The sequence below is a fragment of the Faecalicatena orotica genome, assembly GCF_905197545.1.
GTDB classification, from domain to species: Bacteria; Bacillota; Clostridia; order Lachnospirales; family Lachnospiraceae; genus Faecalicatena_A; species Faecalicatena_A orotica.
In genome coordinates this window covers 45,130-70,313 of the sequence record NZ_CAJJZH010000008.1, presented here as the reverse complement: position 1 = coordinate 70,313, position 25,184 = coordinate 45,130, and the positions used below count along the sequence as shown (strand labels likewise).

Annotated in this window: 20 protein-coding genes; 17 read left to right on the top strand and 3 right to left on the bottom strand. The window is 45.9% G+C overall.

Annotation, left to right across the window (positions count from 1 at the left end; all coding sequences use genetic code 11):
- Nucleotides 1–89: 89 nt before the first annotated feature.
- Nucleotides 90–1,646 (bottom strand): response regulator, encoded by a 1,557-nt coding sequence (locus ABIN22_RS16755; RefSeq protein WP_346910063.1) that lies wholly within the window; start codon nt 1,644–1,646, stop codon nt 90–92.
- On the bottom strand, nt 1,643–3,430 hold the full coding sequence (locus ABIN22_RS16750) for a sensor histidine kinase (RefSeq protein ID WP_346910061.1): 1,788 nt from the start codon (nt 3,428–3,430) through the stop codon (nt 1,643–1,645). The genes ABIN22_RS16755 and ABIN22_RS16750 overlap by 4 nt, the downstream gene beginning before the upstream one ends.
- Before the next feature lie 476 nt (nt 3,431–3,906).
- On the opposite strand from ABIN22_RS16750, the gene iolC reads away from it, so the two are divergent.
- The 9 genes from iolC to ABIN22_RS16705 all read left to right on the top strand — a co-directional run bounded on the left by iolC (nt 3,907) and on the right by ABIN22_RS16705 (nt 12,973).
- The gene (iolC, locus tag ABIN22_RS16745) at nt 3,907–4,941 is read left to right on the top strand and encodes a 5-dehydro-2-deoxygluconokinase (protein ID WP_109730775.1); all 1,035 of its coding nucleotides are present in this window, start codon (nt 3,907–3,909) and stop codon (nt 4,939–4,941) included.
- A 76-nt stretch (nt 4,942–5,017) separates the two neighbouring features.
- Nucleotides 5,018–6,949 carry a 3D-(3,5/4)-trihydroxycyclohexane-1,2-dione acylhydrolase (decyclizing) gene (gene iolD / locus ABIN22_RS16740; RefSeq protein WP_346910059.1) on the top strand — a complete coding sequence of 644 codons (1,932 nt, stop codon included), beginning with the start codon at nt 5,018–5,020 and terminating at the stop codon, nt 6,947–6,949.
- A 35-nt stretch (nt 6,950–6,984) separates the two neighbouring features.
- Nucleotides 6,985–7,782: a 5-deoxy-glucuronate isomerase gene (locus ABIN22_RS16735; RefSeq protein WP_346910057.1), complete on the top strand. Its 798-nt coding sequence runs from the start codon at nt 6,985–6,987 to the stop codon at nt 7,780–7,782.
- A 68-nt stretch (nt 7,783–7,850) separates the two neighbouring features.
- Nucleotides 7,851–9,005, top strand: a complete 1,155-nt coding sequence (locus ABIN22_RS16730; protein WP_346910055.1) for an iron-containing alcohol dehydrogenase — start codon at nt 7,851–7,853, stop codon at nt 9,003–9,005.
- A gap of 283 nt (nt 9,006–9,288) precedes the next feature.
- Nucleotides 9,289–10,254: a CPBP family intramembrane glutamic endopeptidase gene (locus ABIN22_RS16725; RefSeq protein WP_346910053.1), complete on the top strand. Its 966-nt coding sequence runs from the start codon at nt 9,289–9,291 to the stop codon at nt 10,252–10,254.
- A gap of 98 nt (nt 10,255–10,352) precedes the next feature.
- Nucleotides 10,353–10,637 carry a sporulation protein YabP gene (yabP, locus tag ABIN22_RS16720; RefSeq protein WP_109730770.1) on the top strand — a complete coding sequence of 95 codons (285 nt, stop codon included), beginning with the start codon at nt 10,353–10,355 and terminating at the stop codon, nt 10,635–10,637.
- Nucleotides 10,638–10,645: 8 nt separating this feature from the next.
- Nucleotides 10,646–10,978, top strand: a complete 333-nt coding sequence (gene yabQ, locus ABIN22_RS16715) for a spore cortex biosynthesis protein YabQ (RefSeq protein WP_109730769.1) — start codon at nt 10,646–10,648, stop codon at nt 10,976–10,978.
- Between the two features lie 99 nt (nt 10,979–11,077).
- The gene (locus tag ABIN22_RS16710; protein WP_109730768.1) at nt 11,078–11,416 is read left to right on the top strand and encodes an FtsB family cell division protein; all 339 of its coding nucleotides are present in this window, start codon (nt 11,078–11,080) and stop codon (nt 11,414–11,416) included.
- Nucleotides 11,417–11,575: 159 nt separating this feature from the next.
- Nucleotides 11,576–12,973 carry a SpoIIE family protein phosphatase gene (locus ABIN22_RS16705; RefSeq protein WP_109730767.1) on the top strand — a complete coding sequence of 466 codons (1,398 nt, stop codon included), beginning with the start codon at nt 11,576–11,578 and terminating at the stop codon, nt 12,971–12,973.
- A 63-nt stretch (nt 12,974–13,036) separates the two neighbouring features.
- On the opposite strand, the gene ABIN22_RS16700 is transcribed toward ABIN22_RS16705, so the two are convergent.
- Entirely contained in the window at nt 13,037–14,146 is a 1,110-nt protein-coding gene (locus tag ABIN22_RS16700; RefSeq protein ID WP_346910050.1) for an ROK family transcriptional regulator, read from the bottom strand.
- A gap of 274 nt (nt 14,147–14,420) precedes the next feature.
- On the opposite strand from ABIN22_RS16700, the gene ABIN22_RS16695 reads away from it, so the two are divergent.
- The 8 genes from ABIN22_RS16695 to ABIN22_RS16660 all read left to right on the top strand — a co-directional run bounded on the left by ABIN22_RS16695 (nt 14,421) and on the right by ABIN22_RS16660 (nt 25,159).
- A complete protein-coding gene (locus tag ABIN22_RS16695; RefSeq protein ID WP_330405311.1) occupies nt 14,421–15,965 on the top strand; it encodes a sugar ABC transporter ATP-binding protein in 1,545 nt (514 codons plus the stop codon).
- On the top strand, nt 15,955–16,935 hold the full coding sequence (locus tag ABIN22_RS16690; RefSeq protein WP_346910048.1) for an ABC transporter permease: 981 nt from the start codon (nt 15,955–15,957) through the stop codon (nt 16,933–16,935). The genes ABIN22_RS16695 and ABIN22_RS16690 overlap by 11 nt, the downstream gene beginning before the upstream one ends.
- A 79-nt stretch (nt 16,936–17,014) precedes the next feature.
- On the top strand, nt 17,015–18,094 hold the full coding sequence (locus tag ABIN22_RS16685) for a sugar ABC transporter substrate-binding protein (protein WP_346910046.1): 1,080 nt from the start codon (nt 17,015–17,017) through the stop codon (nt 18,092–18,094).
- 16 nt (nt 18,095–18,110) lie between these two features.
- Nucleotides 18,111–19,160: an NAD(P)-dependent alcohol dehydrogenase gene (locus tag ABIN22_RS16680; protein ID WP_346910044.1), complete on the top strand. Its 1,050-nt coding sequence runs from the start codon at nt 18,111–18,113 to the stop codon at nt 19,158–19,160.
- A 108-nt stretch (nt 19,161–19,268) separates the two neighbouring features.
- Entirely contained in the window at nt 19,269–20,702 is a 1,434-nt protein-coding gene (tilS, locus tag ABIN22_RS16675) for a tRNA lysidine(34) synthetase TilS (RefSeq protein ID WP_346910042.1), read from the top strand.
- Complete coding sequence (hpt, locus tag ABIN22_RS16670; protein ID WP_109730762.1) at nt 20,686–21,213, top strand: hypoxanthine phosphoribosyltransferase; 528 nt, start codon at nt 20,686–20,688, stop codon at nt 21,211–21,213. Before tilS ends, hpt begins: the two co-directional genes overlap by 17 nt.
- A gap of 16 nt (nt 21,214–21,229) precedes the next feature.
- Nucleotides 21,230–23,077 carry an ATP-dependent zinc metalloprotease FtsH gene (ftsH, locus tag ABIN22_RS16665; protein ID WP_109730761.1) on the top strand — a complete coding sequence of 616 codons (1,848 nt, stop codon included), beginning with the start codon at nt 21,230–21,232 and terminating at the stop codon, nt 23,075–23,077.
- Nucleotides 23,078–23,107: 30 nt separating this feature from the next.
- Nucleotides 23,108–25,159, top strand: coding sequence for a glycoside hydrolase family 13 protein (locus ABIN22_RS16660; RefSeq protein WP_118622371.1), 2,052 nt, complete (start codon nt 23,108–23,110; stop codon nt 25,157–25,159).
- The last annotated feature ends 25 nt before the right edge of the window (nt 25,160–25,184 follow it).

Sequence of the window (25,184 nt, the reverse complement as noted above, 5' to 3'; positions counted from 1 at the left end):
AAATTGGCTCTTTAAAAAATTTATCATAAAGCCCGCTGGTTATGGCGGGCTTTACAGGTTAGAACAGTTCTATTTTCGCAAACAAACGTCTATTTTTTCTCTCCCTCCAGTTTCTGATAAGCTTTCGGCGACATTCCCTCACTATTTTTAAACACCCTGCTGAAATACAGCTGGTCATCGTATCCAACCGCTTCCGCCACATCTTTAAGGAGCATATCAGGATGCTGACGCATCAGGTTTTTGGCAGCAGTCATTCTTAGTTTCAGGATGTATTTGCTCGGGGAAATAGAAAATTCCTCTTTGAAGATATAACTGATATATTTCTCGTTGTATCCGAATATTTCTGTAAAATTTTTATATGTGACTGTACAGGTATAATTCTGATCCAGATAATCGCGGACCTTCCATGCAAGGGCCTGCGTGTGTGGCACCTTATCTGCTGCCTTGCTGTGTCCTGTACAGAGCTTGGTGAACTCCAGTTTGAGGTTCTGGCAGAGTTCTTCGTAGGAGGATGAGGACGCGAGCAGTTCGGCCGGGTCCGTGCTTATTTCATGTCCGGAATCAGATTTTCTTGCGGCTGTATTGAGTGCATACCGCAGGTCAGTCTGGATCTGAAGCTGGGTGGCATCCTTTTCTGACCAGATGCCGGTGAGCCCCTGGCAGAGCGTTTCAATGTCAGCCGGCGTCATGGCAGGTTTCAGCATTTTGAGAAGTTCCTTTGTTTCCTCCGTAACCGTCATATTTTCTATATATCCGGATTCAACCGGTGCCTTTTCATTTTGGCAGAAGAAACGGCTCTGGCCAAATATAATATGCGATGCAGCGCAGAGGTAACAGCTGCGCACATGGGATGGGATATCCAGTCCTTCATATATGGGATTTGAGAGAATACAGCTGACGAATACCTCTTCCGAAAAAAGCTGTTTATGTATTCTGCGTGCAGCTTCCTCTACTTCTTTTGCTGATACCGGGGAATCGGAGTCTGTCAGTATGGCAAAAACAGTTTCGTTCAGATAGTTTCCCCTAAGAGCCATGATGCGCATCCTGCAGGATTCGGATATGCCATCCAGAAAGCTGTAGTCACTGTCCCGCGCAATCAGGCTTCCGGTTGCAAGCTCGATATACATGCCGCTGGCAACGGTGCCGTAAAATGCAAAGAGAAAGTAAAGGGTACTGCCTTCCAGAGGGTTATAGTCAACTGTATGTTCCGAGTCGCGGGAAAGATTCTGTGTAAGGTAATTGCGGATATCCTTTTCTGAATTTTGCAGGAGCTTCTCTTCGAGCCTGCCGAGCAGTTCTTCCAGAGCATCCGGATCTACGGGCTTCAGCAGATAGTCGACGACCTGGAGTTTCATGGCGCGTTTGGCATATTCGAATTCTGCATAACCGGTCAGAATGACAAAATAAGTGTCCGGGCAGAATTCCCGGGCGGCTTCGATCAGGTCAAGGCCGTCCATCATAGGCATGCGGATATCCGTAATTACGATATCCGGTTTTTGCGTGCGGATTGCCTCGAGGGCGTCGATTCCGTTGTAAGCGGTTCCGATAATTTCATAATCTTTCGAGCACTGCGTAATATTGGCGGACAGGCCTCTCAAAATAGCAGGCTCGTCTTCTACAAGCATGATCTGGATCTTGTGACTCATTTTAATGGACCTCCAATTTCAACTGTCGTTTCTTTTCCTTCTGTTTCATAAATCTGGAATGTTTCTCTGCCCTGATAGTAAATATACAGGCGGAGCACTGTATTCTCGAGGCCGAATCCCATCTTTTCTTTGCTGAACTCGGTGTCGGAGGATTCTTCTACATGTTCTTTAAAGTACTGCAGACGTTCCTTTAACTGCTTTATTTTTGTTTCTGCAAACGGTGTCCCGTTGTTGGTAACCGCGGCATACCAGTTTCCGTCCTTCTGCCCGAGTCTGATATGGATACGCCATACCGGAGGGATGTCAGCGAATCCATGCTGGAAGCAGTTCTCGATAATAGGCTGCAGGATCAGCTTGGGTACCTGGATATCCAGGACTGACTCATCAATATCCCAGGAGTAATCCAGCATGTGTTCGTATCGGATTTTCATAATAAACAGATAACTTTTGACGTTTTCGAGTTCATTTTTCAGGAAAACATTTTTGTGTGTATAACTGATGGAATAGCGCAGTAAATTAGAAAGTTCGGTGCACATTTTAGGTACGGTGCGGCTGCCGGTCTCCATGCCGAAGGCTCCGATTACGGACAGGGTATTGTAAAGGAAATGGGGATTGAGCTGGGCTTCCATCGCCTCAAAATGTGCCTGCAGCGCCCGCTTCCGCGTGTTGATCAACTGGCTGTTCTGTAGTCTGAGTTTATTTAGTGTTTCTTCAATGGCCACGGTAAGGATTGTCACTTCGTCATTTCCGGATGACTTGGGAAGCTGAATATCCTGATCCATTTCCAGTACAGAAAGATCGTCTTTCAGTGCACGCAGCGGCCGTGTCAGGTTGCGTGTCATGATATATAAAAACAAAAGGAGCAGGCAAAGGGCCATAAAATATGAGATAAATATGATGAATGCAAACTGTCTGATATTAGATAAAAGGGGGTCAATGTCACGCTCAATAGCGAGTATCCAGCCTGTCAGCGGGGAGCGGACGAAACACAGCAGGGTGGTGTCATCCAGGTAATACATTCCCTTATCGCTGGAAGTGATTTTCTGCATCAGGCCCGGTACGGAGGTGTAATAATCCGAGGAGGAATCATACTGGTAATAGGTATAAGTATTTTCACCGATAATAGAAAATTGGCGGATATCCGTAATTGCGGCATTTTCCACCAGCTTATCTAAGTCGGAAACACTTTTCTGATACTCCAGAATCCCATATGTATGGAAGGTATCCCGGATTGGACGGACTACGGAATACACATAATCCTGTGTAGACCAGGCATCTATGTGGGGCGGGTAATACAGCTGGTATTGAGAAGTGGTAAGACCCTCTTTTACCTGGGGGAGCGCAGAAATACTTTCCTTTGACAGAATGTTTGTCCGGTAGCTGGAATTACTGATGCGTAAGGCGTCATAATACTGGCTTACATATACGAAAGTTGAATACTTGTCCCGGGTTGTCAGGTAAGAGACGAGGATGGAGTGTGCCGTATCGGTCTCAAAGGCATGCTGGGAAAAATAATTTAGCGGGGATTCCGGTATGGAGAATGCAAGGTCCTTAAAATCAGAGGAAGCATGAGTAGCTTTGAGCATCTGGTCCATTCCCATGAGGTCGTCATCCAGTTGGTTCTGTATGGAAATCAGGGAATCCATGCTGGAAGTCTCCACATTTTCTTTGAGCAGGGATGTATTGTAGTTCACAAAAATATATGCGCTGGAGAACAGTATAAGCAAAATGATGAGTGAAAAGCTGATAAATATTTTTTTCTGAAAATCTAATTTTTTAAACATATTCTGAAAACTCCTGTCCGGGAAATTCAAAAGGTTTCCTGCTCCTTGATGCCTATGGAATTCGCCGCATTTCGTGCTCCCGAAATCCTGACATCTTTTAATTATATTATAGTACATTTTGCGTACAAAGTGTGCAGAAAAGAATAATGCACTCATAAAATGTGCATGATATTACAAAGAAAAATAAAGCACACAAAAGCACACACCTAATATGTGTGTTGAAAGAATAGTGAAATTGCTAAAAATACGACGGTGAATTTTGGTAAATATGTAGAAAAGCAGGAAAAACAACAAAAGTGCTTGCACGCATAGTGCGTGCGTGATATTATAAAAGCACAAAGAAAAGAAAATAAAGCACGCATTGAGACGGAGCATATGCATTACAGACACACGGCAAGCTGCACGGAAACATTTAGCAAAGAGGACAACGAATATCCGCTTTGACGATTCAAGAAAATTATGATGAGGTGAAAGTTATGAAGTATGTAACATTTGATGAAACAAGACCGTTAGACCTGATTCTTCTGGGAAGAGTTGCAATTGATTTTAACCCTGCATATAACGAACAGGTGAAAGAAGAATTCAAACCGCTGAAGGATGTACATATGTTTGAAAAGTACGTGGGCGGTTCTCCTGCGAATATTGCTGTGGGTGTTACAAGACACGGTATGAAAGCCGGATTTATCGGAAAAGTTTCTGACGACCAGTTCGGCGATTTTGTTACAGAGTATTTTGACAAAGCGGGGATCGATACCTCACATATTACAAGATGTGTAAACGGCGAAAAGCTTGGGCTTACATTTACCGAAATGCTTTCACCAAAGGAAAGCAGCATCCTGATGTACCGCAACTGCATAGCAGACCTTCAGCTTTCTGTAGATGATATCGACGAAGATTACATAAAGAGTGCAAAGGCCATCCTGATCTCAGGAACGGCACTGGCAGAAAGCCCGTCCAGAGAAGCAGCGATTAAAGCGGTAATGCTGGCTAAGAAAAATGATACAAAGATTATCTTTGATATTGATTACAGGGAATATAACTGGAAAAATGCTGACGAGATTTCAATCTACTATTCCATCGTAGCAAAAGAGTCTGACATCATCATGGGATCAAGAGAAGAATTCGACCTGACAGAAGCACTGATCCAGCCGGGACGCAGTGACGAGGAATCCGCTGCAGCATGGCAGTCATACAATGCAAAGATCGTAGTAATCAAGCATGGAATGAAGGGCTCCACCGCATATACCTGTGACGGAGAAAAGTACAGCATCAAGCCATTCCCTGTAGAAGCAAGGAAAGGTTTTGGCGGCGGCGACGGATACGGCTCAGGCTTCTTATATGGATTGTACCAGGGCTGGGAAGTCATCGACTGTCTGGAATTCGGATCAGCAGAAGCATCCATGATGGTACGCAGTAACAACTGTTCCGATTCCCTTCCGGGACCGGATGCAGTACACGCATTCATCAAAGAAGAAAAAGAAAAATTCGGCGAAATGATCGCACGTGTGTAGATAGAATTTTGAGAATATTCAGAAAACGGAGCGCAAAAGGGTCTGACCCCTTTGAATATGAAAGGAGATTAGGATAATGGCAAGTACAACAAGAATGACAGTTGCACAGGCACTGGTGAAGTTTTTAGATAATCAGTATGTAGAGTTTGACGGAGTGGAGACGAAGTTTGTAGAGGGATTCTTTACGATATTCGGACATGGTATTGCGGTAGGTCTTGGGGAGGCGCTGGATACGAATCCGGGACAGCTGAATGTATACCAGGGGAGAAATGAGCAGGGGATGTGCCATGTGGCTACAGCATTTGCGAAGCAGAATAACAGGAGAAGAATTATTCCCTGTGCTTCGTCTGTAGGACCTGGAGCTGCAAATATGGTAACGGCCTGTGCTACGGCGACAGTAAATAATATCCCGCTGCTTGTGTTCCCGGCGGATACGTTTGCATCACGCCAGCCGGACCCTGTGCTTCAGCAGTTAGAGCAGAGTTCAAGCCTTGCAGTTACAACGAATGATGCATTTAAGCCGGTCTGCAAGTACTGGGACAGAATTGTTCGTCCGGAACAGCTCATGTCAGCAATGATTAATGCAATGCGTGTCCTGACGGACCCGGCAGAGACAGGGGCAGTGTGCATTGGGCTTTGCCAGGATGTTGAGGGTGAGTCTTACGATTACCCGGATTATTTCTTTAAAAAGAGGGTGCACAGAATTACAAGACAGGCAGCGGCTGAGGAAGAGATTAATGATATCGCCGAGATTATCGCAGAAGCGAAGAAGCCTTTGATCGTTGTAGGCGGCGGTGTGAAATACTCAGAGGCAGGCGAGACGGTTGAGAAATTCTGTGAAGAATTTAAGATTCCGTTTGGCGAGAGCCAGGCCGGAAAGAGTGCCTGCAGGTCAAGCCACCCATACTGCCTTGGCGGTATCGGGGTGACAGGGACTCTGGCGGCAAATGATATTGCAGAGGAAGCAGATGTTGTCATTGCAATCGGAAGCAGGATGTCTGACTTTACGACAGGCTCAAAGAGACAGTATAAGAATGAAGATGTCAAATTTGTTACGATTAATAATTCCAGATTCCATGCATATAAGATGGATGCCGTAAAAGCAGTAGGCGATGCAAAAGCAACTGTAGAAGCGCTTGCAGAAAAGCTGCGTGCAAAAGGCTACCAGTCATCTTATAACGGAGAAATCGAAGCAGAAAAAGCAAAATGGGATGCGGAGATGGAACGTCTTGCAAATTACAGATATCAGGAAGAAAATTTCGAACCAATGATTCAGGCAAGAGACCCACGTACAATTCCTGAATTTGTAAAACTGACAGACGGACGCATCACACAGACAGCGGCATTGTGTGCGATCCGCAGAGTAATTGATGAGGATGCGACGATCATCACAGCAGGCGGAAGTCTCCCTAGCTGTATGCAGAGAATCTGGACCACTGACAAGAGAGGCGGATATCATGCAGAGTACGGATATTCCTGCATGGGTTATGAAGTGGCGGCAGCGCTCGGTGTAAAAATCGCTGAGCCTGATAATGAAGTATATACGGTAGTAGGAGATTCTTCTTTCCAGATGCTGCACAGTGAGATTATGACAGCAATGCAGCAGAGAAAGAAAATTAATATTCTTGTATTTGACAACTGTGGATTCGGCTGTATTAATAATCTGGAAATGAACCACGGTATCGGAAGTATTGCAACAGAGTTCCGCTATCAGGAAGGCAATAAGCCAACCGGTGACCTGATTCCTGTAGACTACGCTAAGATTGCAGAAGGATATGGACTGAAATCTTATACGGTCAGAACCATCGAAGAGCTGGAAGCAGCTCTGAGAGATGCGAAGAACCAGGATAATGCAGTGCTGATCGACCTGAAGGTAATTCCGAAGACGATGACAGACGGATACAATTCATGGTGGAATGTAGGAATTGCTACTACATCTGAAAAGGAAAGTGTCAGAGAAGCATGCGAGGGTGTAATGGAAGGCAGACGAGAAGCAAGAGCGTATTAGAATATATTGCAATGCTAAAAGGAGGCAGTATTGTCATGGAAGAAAAAGTATTTGGTTATCCGGAATATAATGAGTCCGGTGAAAAGATTTTAACAACCTATGAAAATGAATACAGGGCAATGTTGATGGATATCCGTGTATATCGTATGAAAGCAGGAGAAACACGCAGTTTTGTGAAGGCGGCAGAAGAGATGGCCGTGCTTCTTCTAAAGGGGTCTTTGGTATACCGCTGGGAAGGACACGAAGCGCGTGCAGGGAGAAAAAATGTCTTTACAGAAGGCCCCTGGTGCCTGCATGTAAGCAGGGGGACAGAAGTCAGTGTACAGTCTGATATGGATGATACAGAAATTCTTGTACAGTGTACAAAGAATGAAAATACATTTGCGGCAAAATTATATGAGCCAAAGGATGCACCGTGGGCATATGCAGGATCAAGCAAGGGAAAATTCGGCAACGTGGCAAACAGACGTGTCAATACGATTTTTGACCATGATATCCAGCCTGCATCCAACATGGTGCTCGGCGAAGTGCTCAATGATGTCGGAAACTGGTCGGGCTACCTGCCCCACAGACATCCTCAGCCGGAGACCTATTACTTCCTGTTCGACAGACCGGAAGGTTTCGGGGCAAGCTTCGTAGGAGACAGGGTGTTTAAGAGCACAGACGGAAGCTTTTCCGCAATCCCGGGAGGAGAACTGCATCCGCAGGCAGTCGCACCGGGATATCAGATGTACACATGCTGGATGATTCGTCACCTCGAAGGCAATCCGTGGCTGCAGACGGACAGATGTGAAGATGAAAGATATACATGGCTGCATGATGCAGAATTTTAGATAACTGTTCGGAATACTGATTTGAACAGATATCATTAAAAAATAATTCGTACAGGAGGATATAAAAGATGGCAAGAGAATTTATCGTTCCCGGACAGATCGTTACGGGAGAAGGCGCATTAACGCTGGCAGAAAGCCAGTTAAAAGGATTAGGAACAAAAGCTCTGCTTGTAACAGACCAGGTTATGATCCAGCTCGGCAATGCGGCAAAAGTAGAAGAAGCCCTGAAGAATCAGGGGATTGATTATGCAATTTACGCTGATATTGCAGGAGAGCCTACAGACACAATGATCGAAAATGGTTTGAAAGTATATCAGGAAGAAGGCTGTGATTTCCTTGTAGCGTTAGGCGGGGGAAGCCCGATTGACTCCATGAAGGCGATTGCTGCACTTGCCGCAAACGGCGGAAATATTTCTGATTACATGGGAAAAGTTATCGACGGAAATATCCCCGGCATGGCAGCGATCCCGACAACGGCGGGAACCGGCTCAGAGGCAACACAGTTTACGATCATCACAGATACAAAAAATGATATCAAAATGCTGCTCAAGGGAAAAGTGCTGATGCCTGCATTGGCGATTATCGACCCGCAGTTTACAATGACAGCACCGCCCAAAATTACGGCTGCTACAGGTCTGGATGCACTGACACACGCGATTGAAGCATATACTTCAAGAAAAGCACAGTCTTTGTCAGACAGTTTTGCGTTATCAGCAGTAAAGAAGATTTTCAAATTCCTTCCAATCGCATTCAGCGAAGGAAGCAACGTGGAAGCAAGAGAGCAGATGGCTGTTGCAGCTTTAGAAGCAGGAATCGCATTTAACAACGCATCTGTAACTGTCGTTCATGGCATGAGCCGCCCGATCGGTGCGCTGTTCCATGTACCTCACGGCATCTCTAATGCAATGCTTTTGAAGGAATGCCTGACATTCGCACTGGACGGGGCAGAGGCTAAGTTTGCTGACCTTGGCAGGGCAATCAACGTTGCAGGTGAGACCTGTTCAGATACACTGGCAAGTCAGAAATTCTTAAGCGCTGTAGAAAATATCTGCAGAGAACTGGAGATCCCTTCATTAGAGGGTTACGGAATTGAAAAAGAAAAGTTCTTCAACGTAATCAATAAAATGGCGAAAGATGCTATGGACAGCGGAAGTCCGCAGAACACACAGAAAGACATTACCGAGGAAGACGTAAAACAGATTTACAGAAACCTCTGGGACTAAGACAAACTTTAGATACAACATTTTCTTCATAAACTTCTCAAAAAGGAAAAGGCTGGTGGACACTTGACATGTGATATGCTCAATGTGTCCGTCGGCCTTTTTTGTTATCTTTTTCTGGAAAAGTATGGAATTAAAGCAGGAAATCACTGCATTCACGCAACATATATTGTATTACCTGAAAGTGGGGGGTACTATACAATTAACTGGAGCTCCGTTTCGAAACAACTTGTTTGTATTTTCAAAAGAGTTCAGAGAAACTGAAATGGGAAAGTGAGGGAGAACTATGGAGACGCAGAGGAAACGAGATACAAGGGAGCTGATGATTTATGTTTTTATCACGTATGGTCTTACATATCTGGTTGGTTTTATATTCCTTTTTGATAGAGCGAAGGACACAAACATGCAGATTTACCTGTCAACGATGTTCCCTGCGATGGGGGCGGCTATAGCTATGCATGACAGGGGCGGGAATAAGAAGAATACAAGATATTTGAATGATATTATATTCGTATATTTTGGTATAAACGTACTCGTGTTTATCTTGATGATGGCAGGCTTCTTTAAAAATGTGGGGGCAGATAATATCATGCTTGTGCCGACAATACTTGCCAGTATGGGTGTCTTTTTCTATACATGGATATCATGCCCCAGATTGAGCCCGTCCCGGAATTTTAAAATGGCATCGCTGCCTATCGCTCTGGCGCTGCTGTTGGAGCTGGTTAAAAATATCGCAGTATCCTGGGAAAATTTTAGTTTTATAGCAACATTTTTTGCAATAGTATCGATATTTCCGGCCATCTTTTTGAGCAGTATCGCTTACCTCGGAGAAGAGTACGGATGGCGGGGGTTTTTGCAGGAAAAGCTCCAGACAAAATTTGGACTTTGCAAAGGTGTGATCATTCTGGGTGTCCTGTGGGAATTGTGGCATATCCCATTTTATCCCGGATGGTTTGGATCTTATACACCATCACAGCTTGCTGCCGTTGTCCTTGTTCGAATAACTTCAGTAGTGAGTATGGCAATTTTCATTGGCTGGGCTTACTTGAGGACGAATAATATATGGGTATGCATTATTATCCATATGATTCACAACAGTATGGCCGGAGTTTCCAGAGGGGAAATGAACCCGCGTACGGTGATCCTGATGGTTCTGTTTGGCCTTCTGCCTGCACTGGCGATTTTTACAAAAGAATTCAAAAAGAAACCTGAACTCCCCGGTGGTTATAAAAACACGGCCTGCGGCGAATAGGCGTTTCCGGCCGAATTGCTTTTACTGTCCAGATTCCGTACATATTTTGAAACAACCTCTCATATATATAGAAAAGCACAGTTGAAGGGGGAAAGTGTATGGAAGAACGACAAATGCCCAAAGCGCATAAACTGGTTGTGAATAATAGAAAGACAAGTATGGTCACCGGAGTCCTGGATGTTCTTTCTTTCGATTTAAATGAGATCCTGTTGGAAACGGAGCAGGGAATGCTGATGGTGAAAGGGACGGATCTGCATGTAAACCGGCTCAGTGTGGAAAAGGGTGAGGTGGACTTGTCGGGAAATATAGACAGTATTGCCTATTCCAATGTCAACCAGGCGGCGAGGTCGAATGAAAACTTCTTTGCAAAATTATTTAAGTAGGCACGCCTATGATGCTGGGAATCGGAAAAGAGGCAATTATTTTTCTTTATGCCGGACTGTCCGGGATTGTGGTGTTATTCAGCTATCAGATACTCCGGCTCTTCAGAAGACTGATCAGACACCATATTGTTGTGGTCAATTTGGAAGATCTCATCTATTGGCTGGGGGTAAGTGTATATCTGTTCCGGCAGATGTATATGACGACATATGGTAGTATACGATGGTTCTTTGTACTAGGTGTAGTGTGCGGGATAATTGCTGCGAATTTTGTCATTTCTTTGGCGAAAAAAATGTATGAAAAAATGAAGAAAAGCCTTGAAAGAAAAGGTAAAAACCGATAGAATAAATTCATATAGCAGAAAGGGGACCTGCTGTATCATTCCGGAACGATAACGGGACTGGAATGTGGATTGCAATGATGATGAATTGGGTGAGTATGAATGACGAATAGGAAAAGAACGGCGGCAGGCCGGCGCAGAAGCCGGAGACGTAGTTCTGCTTTTGGCTACCATCGCAGGAGCGTTGCAGTGATTACTTTTGTGTTAGTCCTGCTGATATGTGTGCTGACGGTGAATGCAGTGACACTGCAGGCGAAGAACAAGGACTACAAGCAGCAGGAGGCGGAACTGAAGGCTCAGATCAGCGAGCAGAAGGAGCGCGCAAAGGAAGTAAAAGAATACGAAGAATATGTCAAGACTGACGAATACATAAAAGAAGTTGCCGAGGAGAAGCTGGGACTTGTAGACCCTGACGAGATCATTTTTAAGGCGGCAAAATAGAGAATATTACGAAAGATAAGCTCCGGGAGAAATTCCCGGAGCTTTTGTTGTTCTATAGAAAGTTCTTTTTTATATCATTCGCCAGGAAATGACAGGTATTGCACGCTGAATGCTGTATGGTTGCTATAAAGGAATATACAAAGAATAGGAGGGGTAAACATGGACGATGGACAAGTTCTGCACGCCAGTCCTTATGTGGCCCAGATTGAGAAGTTTGCTGACTCGTTAAAGCAGTTATCACATACATTTTTAGCACTCGAAGAAAAGAAGAAATCCTTCAGCAATGAAGAGATCGAGGAAATGTTTGAAAGGGTAAAAGGCAAGGTATGCACAAATTGTGAGAAATGCCCGTGGTGCTGGGGGGAGAATTTTGTACATACATATCAGATGGGGTACGAGATTTTGTCCGCGGTGGATAACTATGGAAATGAGCTCAATACGGAGACGAAGAGGAAGCTGCAGCAGCGGTGTATCATGGCACCGAGGTTTTTGCGTGAGATGCTGGAGGCGTTTCATGATGCGAGGCAGAATATGATGTGGATCAACAGGATTGCACAGAGCCGGGAAGGGTGCGCCGTGCAGATGGATACATTTGCCGATATGATCCGCAGCACCGCCAAGGAACTGGAAGACAGTATGTTTACGGATGAGCGGCTGGAAAAAAAGATCAGCGCTCACTTGAAGCGAAGAGGAATCCGGATTCTGTATACGAATTTTTTTATGAACAGGGAAGGAAAATATGAAGTCCACATTACAGCAAGGGCGATGCAGAATGAGTGCGTGACAACAAAAGAACTGGTGCGCGGTGTTTCGGAAATCATGGGGCGCAGATTTGTACTGGACGGGGCGCACTGCCAGATGCTTGGGAAAGAGTATACGACGGTAGTGTGCATGGAAGGTCCTTCATATTATACGCTGCAGGGGGTTGCCAGAATCGGGAAGGGATGCAGCCAGATATCCGGGGATAACTTCATGATGCTGGAACTTCCGGGCGGCAGGCAGGGCGTTGCACTGTCCGACGGGATGGGGTCGGGCGAGAAGGCATGCAAAGAGAGCACGCTTGTTATAGAATTGCTGGAAGAACTGCTGGAGGCCGGATTCCCGGAGAAGACTGCGATTCAGATGATTAATACGACACTTGTCATGGGGAGGGAAGAGATACATTTCTCCACCATTGACATGAGCGTATTCGACCTGTACTCAGGAATATGCGAGATCATCAAGGCAGGAGCCTCCTCTACATTTATAAAAAAGAAGGACAAGGTAGAACACTTAAGTTCAACAAGTCTTCCGATCGGGGTCCTGCACACGATAGAAATAGACTCCGTAAAACGCCAGCTTGAGGACGGGGACTTTGTAATCATGGTAACCGACGGCATCATGGATGCACTTCCGGTAGGGGAACAGGATATCGTCCTTGAGACAATAATACAGGGGACGGTAATGAATAATCCGAAAGAAATGGCGCATCACATCCTCGAACAGGTACTGAACTGGAACGATACACCACCATTAGATGATATGACCGTGCTGGTAGTCGGGATCTGGGAATGTTGAATTTTAAGAATATTCTGAAAATGGACCGCAAAGGGGTCAGACCCCTTTACGGCTTTTGTTGCATTAAAAATTTTGTATAAACTGGTTGATATAGTGAATGGCTGCCCCGACGGCGGATGCTTCGGTGCGGTAATGGCAGACCCGGATGAAGGAGCCGTCCTGTTCAAACGGGTTGAGGTCCACGGCCTTTTTCCTGAAGGTGTCGATATATTCGGCCATGTAGGCCCCTACGTAACCGCCAAGGACGATGTTACAGTCGTAGCACATTCTGAGGTTATTGACGGCGATGGCGAGATGGTCCATGTACTGATTGAATACGTTCTGCAGTCCTTTGTTCGTTTCCAGTTCTGTAAAGAATCTTTTTAAGTCCCCACCCGTGAAATCGGACAGTACGTTGGAAGAACAGTATGCGTCGAGGCATCCGTATCTTCCACAGTAACAGCGCTTTCCGTGGGGGACGATTGTCATGTGCCCGAATTCGCATCCGCGCCAGTTGTCTCCAGTGTAGATATTCTGGTTGTTCATGTTGGCGCCGCCTACACTGCTGCTCAGTGAAAGGTAGACCATCGGCTGTGTGTAGTGGGCACGCCAGCTTTCGGCAAGACCGGCGGAGTTGGAATCGTTGAACATCAGGATCGGGACATCAATATAGGATGCGAGTTTTTCGTAAATGTTGGGCGATGCATTGATCACGGTGGCGTAAGTGACAGATTTCTGGTCAGAGCCAATGATAACGGGCATGGAAAGTCCGGCTCCGAGCAGTCTGGAGCGGTCAGGTACGTTATTTCGTATCATTTCCTCTGTCTCCCGGCTGATTGTGTTGAAATATTCGGTTGTTTCCTCGTAAGGCACCCGGATTCTTTTGCCTGCAATAATATTCAAATCTAAATCAATTAATACAATAGAAAGATGGTTTCTTGTAATATCGATTCCCATTGCACATCTTGCATCAGGAACACAGCGCAGGATCGTAGGTTTGCGTCCGCCTGTAGATTGAAAATTCCCTGCATTATATATATAGCCCAGACTGCGCAGTTTGTTCAGGTTCTGCGTAACAGTCGGAAGGCTGATTCCCAGCTGGTTCGCTATCTCTTGTCTGGAACATTCTTTATACTGGTAGATCATCCGGTAAATATCACCTAAACTTCTGGAATTCACATTGTTTTCATCCATAATATGCCCCCTTGCGTAGATAAATTGGAGTGACTGAGTCTGTACTTATGATAACCTATTTTTAAAAGTTGGTCAAGAAATTAACGAGATAAAGAAAGAAGTTTACTTTAGATATTGTGAAATAATTATCTAAACACAATATAAAACGCCTATTTTAGTGTAATATGCACAAAATAAGCTAATTAAATTAATACAATAATTACAAACTTAAGAAAAAAGATTGACAAAAGTAAAGCGCGGGATTATACTTTAGAAAACAAAGGAAAGAAGTTTTATGAAAGTGGGTGAAGTGATGGACGAAATCAAGATGCGCGTCAGCGGAGTTGAAAAATCATTCCCTGGAGTAAAGGCGCTGAGCGGGATTGATTTTGCGGTGCGCAAGGGAACTGTGCATGCACTCTGTGGGGAAAACGGAGCAGGTAAGTCAACGCTGATGAAGATTATTATGGGCCTTTATCAGGCCGATAAAGGTCAGATATTTCTGGATGAAAAGCCTGTGGAAGTGAAGAACCCAATACAGGCAAGAGAGCTGGGGATTTCCATGATTGCACAGGAACTGAATTATGTCCCAGAGCTGTCCGTAGAAGAGAATCTCTTTTTAGGACGTCTTCCCATCAGCAGGTTTGGGAAGGTTGACTGGAAAAAGGTGAGGAGCGACGCAAAGAAGTTTCTGGAAGAGGAACATCTTCCGTATTCTCCGGAACAGAAGTTAAAGACACTGACCGTTTCAGATATACAGATGCTGGAGATCATAAAGGCAATTACGAATAATGCACAGGTAATTATCATGGACGAACCCACTTCATCTATCACACAGAAAGAAGTAGAACAGCTGTTTGAAAAGATTGGGCAGCTGAAAGCGCAGGGCGTTTCTATTATATATATATCACATAAGATGGAAGAAGTATTCCGGATTGCGGATGACATCACGGTCCTCAGGGATGGGGCGGTCGTATCGACAGACCGGGCAGAGGATCTGGATCTGGATACCGTGATTGCACGCATGGTCGGACGTAAGCTGGATAATGTATATCCGAAGGAAGAAGTGTCAATCGGTGAAAAAGCGCTGGAAGTCGAACACTTTACACAGAAAGACATTTTTGAAGATATCAGTTTTTATGTAAGAAAGGGCGAGATCGTAGGGTTTGCAGGGCTTGTCGGAGCCGGGAGGACAGAGACCATGAGGTCCGTGTTCGGGCTGGACCCGCATGATTCCGGTAACGTCAGGATTGATGGAAAAGAAGTGAAGATCAAAAGTCCCAGCGACAGCATTTCCCATAAGCTCGTCATGCTTTCCGAAAGCAGGCGTGACGACGGAATCGTTCCGGTCAGGAGCGTAGCCGAAAATGCCAGTCTGGCCAGCCTGAAAAAATTTATTTACAGCGGCTATACGCACAGGTCGAAAGAACGTGATGAGGTGAAAAAGAGTTTTGCAAAGATGAATGTAAAAACTCCTTCTCTGGACACGGCTATCTCTGCCCTGTCGGGCGGAAACCAGCAGAAGGTCCTCTTATCAAGATGGATGCTCTGCGACCCTGATGTCATGATACTCGATGAGCCAACCCGCGGAATAGACGTCGGAGCCAAGTTTGAGATCTATAAACTGATCACAGACATTGTAAAGGATAACAGGGCAGTTGTCATGGTTTCCTCAGAACTGCCGGAGCTGATCGGCATGTGTGACAGGATCTATATCATGTGCCAGGGAAGAATCAGCGGCTGTATATCAAGGGATGCGTTTACGCAGGAGACCATTATGAAACATGCGGCTGGGTTAGTGAATGAGGAATCGCAGGGAGGAGCTAAAAATGAAGTCTAAAACATCGCACTATATGCAAAAGTTAAGTATTTTTATTGTACTGATCGTGTTATTTATTATCTGTAGTATTATCAGTCCTTATTTTCTTCAGTACAGCAACCTGATCAATGTAACAAGACAGCTTTGTGTCGGCATTCTGATTGCCTATGGTGAAATGCTGCTGATTATCAGTGGTTTTCTGGATCTGTCAGTTGGTTCGGTACTGGCGCTGGCAGGCGTTTTCTCAGTTTCCGTATATAAATCAACCGGGTCTATGGCGATGGCACTGATTGCGGCACTTGTGACAGGCATTGTCTGTAACCTGATCAATGCCGTGTTTGTCGGACATTTTAATGTCCCTGCTTTTATCGCAACACTCGGAATGCAGCAGGCAGCCAGAGGTCTTGCTCTTTATTTTACAGGCGGCCAGAACATACTGCAGCTTGGTAAATTCGTGAAGATCGGTCAGGGAATGGTTGGACCGGTCCCGGTTCCCGTCATTATTATTATCGGTGTCACCGTTGTCGTGTGGTATCTGGTCAATAACACGAGGTACGGACGAAGCCTGTATGCGATCGGTGGAAGCAGGCCGGCGGCAGAGGCAAGCGGAATCAATGCAAAGAAGAGTATCTACATATCTTATATTTTAAATGGAATTATGGTCGGTCTCGCAGGAATGATCTTCATGGCACGTAACAACGCCGGTCTTCCGAATGGTGCAGTCGGATACGAGATGACTGGGCTTACGGCGGCTATCGTTGGCGGAACATCCTTTACAGGCGGTATCGGTACAGTAAGCGGCACTATTGCCGGTGCGTTTATCATCGGGTTCCTTGAAAATGTTATGAACCTGCTCGGAGTCAACTCTTATATCCAGCAGATCATAGAAGGAGCAATCATTGTTCTTGCAGTTGCATTTGATGTTGTAAGCAAATCAAAAAAATCACGCAAAGTGATTATAGTGAAGGAAACCGCAGAAAGTAAGAAATAATGCAGTTATTCAAACGGATTGTAACTGTTCAAGGAGTGAACAGACACAATAAATTCATATTTCAAGGAGGAAATATATTATGAAAGCAAAGAAAATCGGAGCATTGTTGTTGGCAGCAGTTATGACATTCTCACTTGCGGCATGCGGGGGCGGCGGAAAAGATGATTCAAAGGGAGATTCATCCTCAGCAGGATCTTCCTCAGACAAGAAACGCGTATGTTTTGTGGCGCGTGCCAGCGCAGATACATTTGCGGCATGGCTGACAACGGAAATGAAAAAAGAAGCGAAAAACTACGATAATATTGAACTCACCTGTGTCAGCGGTGAAGGCGATGATAATAAGGAAAATGGCCTGTTAGAGGACTGTGTGACAAAGGCTTACGATCTTGTTATCATTCAGTCCAATAATAACGGAGCACAGGCACCTTATGTACAGCAGCTGGTCGATGCAGGCATTCCGGTTATCACGACAAACCCGACGACCCACCAGAGTGATCTGGACGGCAGCGATGACGATTCTGTTATGGAAGGAACAGGAACCGTGGATGCAGACCCGGTTGCACAGGCAAAAGTGAGTGCAGACAGGGCGGTAGAGGAAGTTCCGAAAGATGCAAATGTCGTTGTTTTAAACGGACCTTCAGGAAACTTCCACGCAGATAAGAGAAGAGAAGCCTGGACAGAGTATTTCTTCGACAAACGCCCTGACGTTAAGATTCTCTATGAAGATTATGCAAACTGGAACAGTGACGAGGCTCTGACACTAATGGAGTCCTGGGTACAGTCAGGTACACACATCGACGCGATCATCTCCATGAACGATAACATGGCAGCAGGCGCGATCGAGGCAATCAGGGATGACAAAGAATATGTCGGCGCAGACGGAACACCGAGCTTCCTTGCATACGGCGTTGACGGTACTGCACAGGGATGTCTGCTCATCAAAGAAGGAATGCTTACATCTACAGCACTGCAGTCAGCAGCGGATCTTGCAAAGAAAAACATGGAATATGCCGACAAAGTGGTAAATGGAGAAATGAAGGTTACAGAGGTTAACGATTATGTTGATGCACCGGAAATCAATAAGGATAACGTTCAGGAATATATCCAGATGTATATTGATAATGGTGAAATCACGGATGATGGTTCACTCAGCGAATAAATAGGAGATTATGACAATGAAAATGCAAAAAGGTGCTTTTATGAGAGGGACGGACAATATGATTTTAAAAGAAATCCCGGTCCCGGAAGTCGGCGAAAAGGAGGTGCTCGTCTCTCTTGAATACGTAGGAATCTGCGGGTCAGACGTTCATTATTTCCACAGCGGCTGCTGTGGGGCATATAAAGTAGATCTGGCCGAGGATTTTATGCTGGGACATGAATGTGCCGGTACGGTCGTGGAAGTCGGCGCAGGCGTGGAGGACTTAAAAATCGGAGACAGGGTAGCGCTGGAGCCGGGCATCACCTGTGGAAAGTGTGAGGCATGCAAGTCCGGCCATTACAACCTCTGCCCGGATGTGGTTTTTCTGGCAACGCCTCCTGTGCAGGGATGCAATGAAGAATATATTGCGTTCCCGGCGGATATGTGTTTCAAACTTCCGGAAAATGTCTCTACGAAAGAGGGGGCCCTGATTGAACCTCTGTCAGTTGGTTTTTATGCGGCGGAGCAGGGAACTGTGAATACCGGCGATACAGTGATTATCCTTGGCGCGGGATGCATTGGACTTGTAACACTTTTAGCATGCAAGGCACATGGTGCGGGCCAGATCATTGTGGCGGACCTTGTGGAGGCGCGTCTGAATAAGGCTCTTGAGCTCGGAGCGACAGCTGTCGTGAACAGTGGAAAAGAAGACATTTTTGAAAAAGTAAAGGAACTGACGGGCGGGCGCGGCTTTGATGTTGTATTCGAAACAGCAGGTTCAGCAGTAACAATCGCGCAGACACCGTTTCTGGTAAGGCGGGGCGGTACCATCACACTGGTAGGCATTTCCGCACAGGAAGAAATTTCCTATAATTTTGCCCAGATCATGGATAAAGAAGCTACGATTAAATCTGTCTTCCGTTATAAAAACATTTATCCGAAAGCCATCGCAGCCGTTTCCAGCGGGGCGATAGAGGTAAGGGATATTGTAACCCATGAATTTGATCTGGAGCATATTCAGGAGGCATACGAAGAGGCTGTGAATAACAAGACAGATCTTGTGAAGGCAGTCATTAAGGTGAAATGATAATTTTGAGAATATTCTGAAAACGGACCGCAAAAGGGTCTGACCCCTTTGCGGTCCCCTTTACGAAACCCCCTTGCAATATAGGGGGTTTTTGTTTATAGTTTATTTATGATGGAAAAAGTATGCAAGTTTATTGAAAAGTATCATATGATAGTAAATGGGGACAAGGTTATCGCAGGTATATCGGGCGGGGCGGATTCGGTATGCCTGCTTTTTGTGCTTCTGGAATTGAGGAAGTCGCTTGATATTGATATTGTTGCCGTCCATGTAAACCACGGGATCCGGGGGGATTCTGCCCGGGCGGATGAAGAGTTTACTGTTAAGCTGTGCCGTGGGCACGGGGTAAAATGTGTAGTTTATCATGAAAATGTAGAATCAATTGCCAAAAAACGGAAACAATCTGTTGAGGAGGCCGGACGCAATGTCCGCAGGGAGGCTTTTGAAAAGACTTTTCGGGAAGAGCAGGGCACTAAAATTGCGATGGCGCACCACCAGAATGATAATGCTGAGACGTTCCTTATGAATCTTGCGAGAGGCGCAGGATTGAAGGGACTGGGGGGCATTCGCCCTGTCAATGGGAATGTCATCCGTCCTCTGTTGTGCCTGACCCGCGGGGAGATTGAGAACTATCTGAAAAAAAATGGATATGGCTGGTGTCAGGATGAGACGAATGATGAGGATGACTATACGAGGAACCGGATCCGTCATCTTGTGATTCCGGTACTGGAACAGCAGGTAAATGCAGGTGCTGTGCAGCATATGAATGAGGCAATGGAACAAATCCGCATGGCATGGGAATATATGGAGGAACAGACAACGCGCGTCTGGAACCGCTGTGTGGCAGAGATGCCTGACAAAGCGATCCAGATCCGGAAGGAGGGGTATGCCGGACAGCCGGAAGCCATCCAGAAGATTCTGGTCAGGAAGTGTCTGATAAAAGCAGCGGGAGCGGAAAAGAATCTCTCTATCGTACACGTGGAAGCTGTCATGGACCTTATGGAAAAACAAAGTGGCAGAAGCCGCAATCTTCCTTATTCGGTGAAAGCGGTGCGCAACTATGACGGCGTGATGCTGAAGAGAGAGGCAGAAAAGTCAGGGCAGCGGGAGGAAAAAAAGGCAGATTCCGGACAGTATATTCTGAAAGTTCCCGGAATTACAGAAATTAAGGAACTGAATCTGACGATTTGCAGTAGGATTCTGGAAAAATCTAAGGATTTTTCGGTAAATCAGATACCGCAAAAGAGCTACACGAAATGGTTTGATTATGATATAATAAAAGGTAACCTGACCGTCAGAACGAGACGGCCCGGAGATTTCCTTGTGATTGATTCAGCCGGAAGCCGGCAGAAACTGAAGTCCTATTTTATAAATGAAAAAATACCGGCTGATAAGCGGGACATTTGCCCGCTGGTCACAGATGAGGAACAGATATTGTGGGTATTGGGGTATCGTATAAGCAGTGCCTGTATGGTCTCGGATAAGACGAACAGAGTACTGGAGATAAAAGTAACGGAGGAAAAAAGAGATGTCAGAGAAGATTAGAGTTTTAGTATCAGAAAAAGAAGTCGATGAAAGAATTGAAGCACTGGGGAAACAGATCAGTAAGGATTATGAAGGAAAACAGGTGCATTTGATCTGTGTATTAAAAGGCGGTGCATTTTTCATGTGCGAACTGGCAAAGAGAATTACCGTACCGGTTTCTTTGGATTTCATGAGCGTATCAAGCTATGGAGATGGAACAGCCTCCAGCGGTGTTGTGCGTATCGCAAAGGATCTGGACGAATCAATAGAGGGCAAGGATGTCCTGATTGTGGAGGATATCATTGATTCCGGAAGAACATTATATTATCTGATGGATATCTTAAGGAAACGCAATCCTGAAAGCCTGCACCTGTGCACGCTTCTGGATAAGCCCGAGAGAAGGGAAAAGGACGTGACCGTGGATTACGTCGGATTTGAAATACCGGATGAGTTCGTAGTAGGCTATGGCCTTGACTATGCTCAAAAATATAGGAATCTGCCATATATCGGTGTGGTGGAAGGAGTAGAATAGGAAGGAGTACACACCATTGAACAACAAAAAGTATAGAAGCGCGGGCGGTGCGACATTTCTTACATTTATAGTAATTGTTTTCCTCGCACTCTGGCTGACGAACCGCATGCAGGTCAGAGAACAGGATATGACATACACAAGTTTTGTGCAGGAAGTAAAGGATAAGAATGTACAGGATGTCACGATCAAACAGAACAAGACAGTACCGACCGGGGTCGTGACGGTGACGCTGAAGGACAGTGATACGACAAAGCAGGTCAATGTATCGGATGTAAATTCGGTTCAGGCACTTCTGGAAAAGTATAATATAGACTACCAGATGCCGAATGTGCAGGAGGATTCCTGGCTGACGACCATATTGATGCCGCTCTTATTTACATTCTTAGGAATCACGCTGATCTTTATGTTTATGAACCGTCAGGGGGGCGGTGCCAATGCAAAGGCAATGAATTTCGGCAAGAGCCGTGCGAAGATGTCGACAGATACAGATAAGAAGGTGACCTTCGCAGATGTTGCCGGTCTGAAGGAAGAAAAAGAAGCGCTTGAGGAGATCGTAGATTTTCTCAAATCGCCTAAGAAATATATCCAGGTAGGGGCGAGGATTCCGAAGGGTGTGCTGCTCGAGGGACCTCCGGGAACCGGTAAGACACTGCTTGCCAAGGCTGTTGCAGGCGAAGCAGGAGTGCCGTTCTTCAGTATTTCAGGTTCAGACTTTGTGGAGATGTTCGTCGGAGTCGGCGCATCACGTGTCCGCGACCTGTTTCAGGATGCGAAGAAGAATGCCCCGTGTATCGTGTTTATCGATGAGATCGATGCAGTTGCAAGACGCAGGGGAAGCGGCCTTGGCGGCGGCCATGATGAGAGGGAGCAGACACTGAACCAGCTGCTTGTGGAGATGGATGGTTTCGGAGTGAACGAGGGCATCATCGTTATGGCAGCCACGAACAGAAAAGATATACTCGATCCGGCTATCTTAAGGCCGGGACGTTTTGACCGGAATGTCATTGTCGGCAGGCCGGATGTTGGCGGAAGAGAAGAGATTCTAAAAGTTCACGCAAAGAATAAGCCACTGGGTGACGACGTGGACTTAAAACAGATTGCACAGACTACATCAGGCTTTACCGGGGCGGATCTTGAGAACCTCCTGAATGAAGCGGCAATTCTGTCGGCAAAAGAGGGCAGGGTATACCTTCAGCAGTCTGACATACGCCATGCATTTATAAAAGTCGGGATCGGGCCGGAGAAGAAGAGCCGCATTGTTTCTGAAAAAGACCGCCGGATTACGGCTTATCATGAGGCAGGCCATGCAATCCTGTTCCATGTACTTCCAGATGTGGGACCTGTTTACAGTGTATCTATTATACCGACAGGAGGAGCAGGCGGATACACGATGCCGCTTCCTGAGAATGATGACATGTTCAATACAAAAGGAAAGATGCTTCAGGAGATTACCGTTTCCCTCGGGGGACGTGTCGCCGAGGAAGAGATATTTGATGATATCACAACAGGGGCATCCCAGGATATCAAACAGGCTACTGCAATCGCAAAATCTATGATCACTAAGTTTGGTATGTCTGAGCGTCTCGGACTGATCAACTATGATAATGACAGTGACGAAGTATTCATCGGGCGTGATTTCGGCCATACATCAAGGGGATATGGTGAAAAAGTGGCAAGTACGATCGATGAAGAAGTAAAGAGAATTATTGATGAATGCTACCTGAAGGCAAGATCTATTTTAAAAGAATATGATTCTGTCCTTCAGAACTGTGCTGAATTACTTCTCAAAAAAGAAAAAATCACGAGGAGTGAGTTCGAAGCACTGTTCGAGGAGTATGAGAAATGGGGCAAGAGCTTCCAGTAATGGAGGCCCTTGCCCTTAAGGAGGTTTTTTATGAATAAGGACGCACTATTTAGTGATGGAACGTCCAGCTATGTGTTTCCCGCTGAGCCAAAGGAAAATGAAAGGGTAAAGATCCGGTTCCGCACAGCTAAGGATGACGTGGAAGAAGTGCGGATTTCCACGAAGATCGGCGGATATAAAATGAAAAAAGTATTATCCGGGGATGTTTTTGATTATTATGAGATAGAGTGGCAGCTGAGTGATGAGCCGTTTTCCTACTGCTTCGAGATCAGGAACGGCGATGAAGTCTGTTACTACAACCGCTGCGGAGTGGCAAGAGAGATCGTGGATTTTTACGCATTTGTCATTGTTCCGGGATTTTCAACACCCGAGTGGGCAAAAGGCGCCGTGATGTACCAGATTTTTGTAGACCGTTTTTATAACGGGGACCCGTCCAATGATGTGGAGGACTGGGAATACATTTACATCGGTGAACCATGCCAGAAGGTGAAGGACTGGAACCAGCTTCCACAGGCAATGGATATCCGCAGGTTTTACGGCGGAGACTTGCAGGGAGTGATGGAAAAACTGGATTATCTGGAAGAACTGGGAGTGGAGGTCATTTACTTTAATCCTCTGTTTGTATCTCCGTCTAATCATAAGTATGATATTCAGGATTACGATTACATTGACCCACATTACGGGAAGATCGCAGAAGACGGGGGGCTGGTGCTTCCGGAATGGGCCGCAGATAATATTGAAGCGACCAAATATCAGAAGCGTACAGGCAGCCTTGCCAATCTGGAAGCAAGTAATGAATTATTTGCCCGTCTTGTGGAGGAGATGCATAAGCGGGGGATGCGTGTGATACTGGACGGCGTATTCAACCACTGTGGTTCCTTTAATAAATGGATGGACAGAGAACGGATTTATGAGCAGCAGGAGAATTATGCGAGAGGTGCATTCGTCAGCAGCCGCAGCCCATACCGGTCTTTCTTCCATTTCTTTAACGAGAGTGATTCTGCATGGCCGTATAATTATGAATATGATGGATGGTGGGGACACGATACACTGCCGAAATTAAACTATGAAGATTCACCGGTACTTGAACAGTACATTATGAATGTCGGCAGAAAATGGGTTTCACCGCCGTACAATGTGGACGGCTGGCGTCTGGATGTTGCGGCCGATTTAGGCTACAGCAACGAATACAATCACATGTTCTGGAAACGCTTCCGCAGGGAAGTGAAAAACGCAAGACCCGATGCACTGATTCTTGCAGAGCATTACGGTGACCCGGCAGAATGGCTGCAGGGGGATGAGTGGGACAGTGTGATGAACTACGATGCCTTTATGGAACCAGTCACATGGTTTTTGACAGGGATGGAAAAACACAGTGACGAGCGCCGCACAGACCTGTGGGGAAATGCAGACAACTTTGTGAACACAATGAATCACTTTATGTCCACGATGCTGACGCCATCGCTTCAGGTTGCAATGAACGAGTTATCGAACCATGACCACTCCCGTTTCCTGACGAGGACGAACCACATCACAGGACGCGTGGAACAGCTGGGCTCCAAGGCTGCAGAAGAGGGTGTAAATCCGGCGGTCATGAGAGAAGCGGTTGTGATGCAGATGACATGGGTGGGAGCACCGACCGTTTATTATGGAGATGAAGTCGGGGTATGCGGATTTACAGACCCCGATAACCGCAGGACGTTCCCGTGGGGAAACGAAGACCGGCTGATGCTCGAATTCCACAAGGAGATTATCCGTATCCATAAGAATGAAAAACCATTGAGACAGGGCTCACTGCGTATGCTGTCGTGGGAAGATAATGTTCTGGCCTATGCGAGATTCCAGGATGGGGAGCAGATTGTCGTAGTACTTAATAACAGTAAAGACCTGAAGGAGGTCACCGTTCCTGTATGGATGGCAGAAGTCCCGCTGAAGGGGCGGATGCAGAGACTGATATATACTTATGAAGAGGGATATACGACAGAACCGGATGAATTTATTGTTGAGGGCGGGGAAGTTGTTCTTAATATGGGGCGGCATTCTGCTGTTGTAATGAAGACCAAAAAAGAAGAATGTAAATAAAGAAAAGCCCCTTCTGGCCTGATGC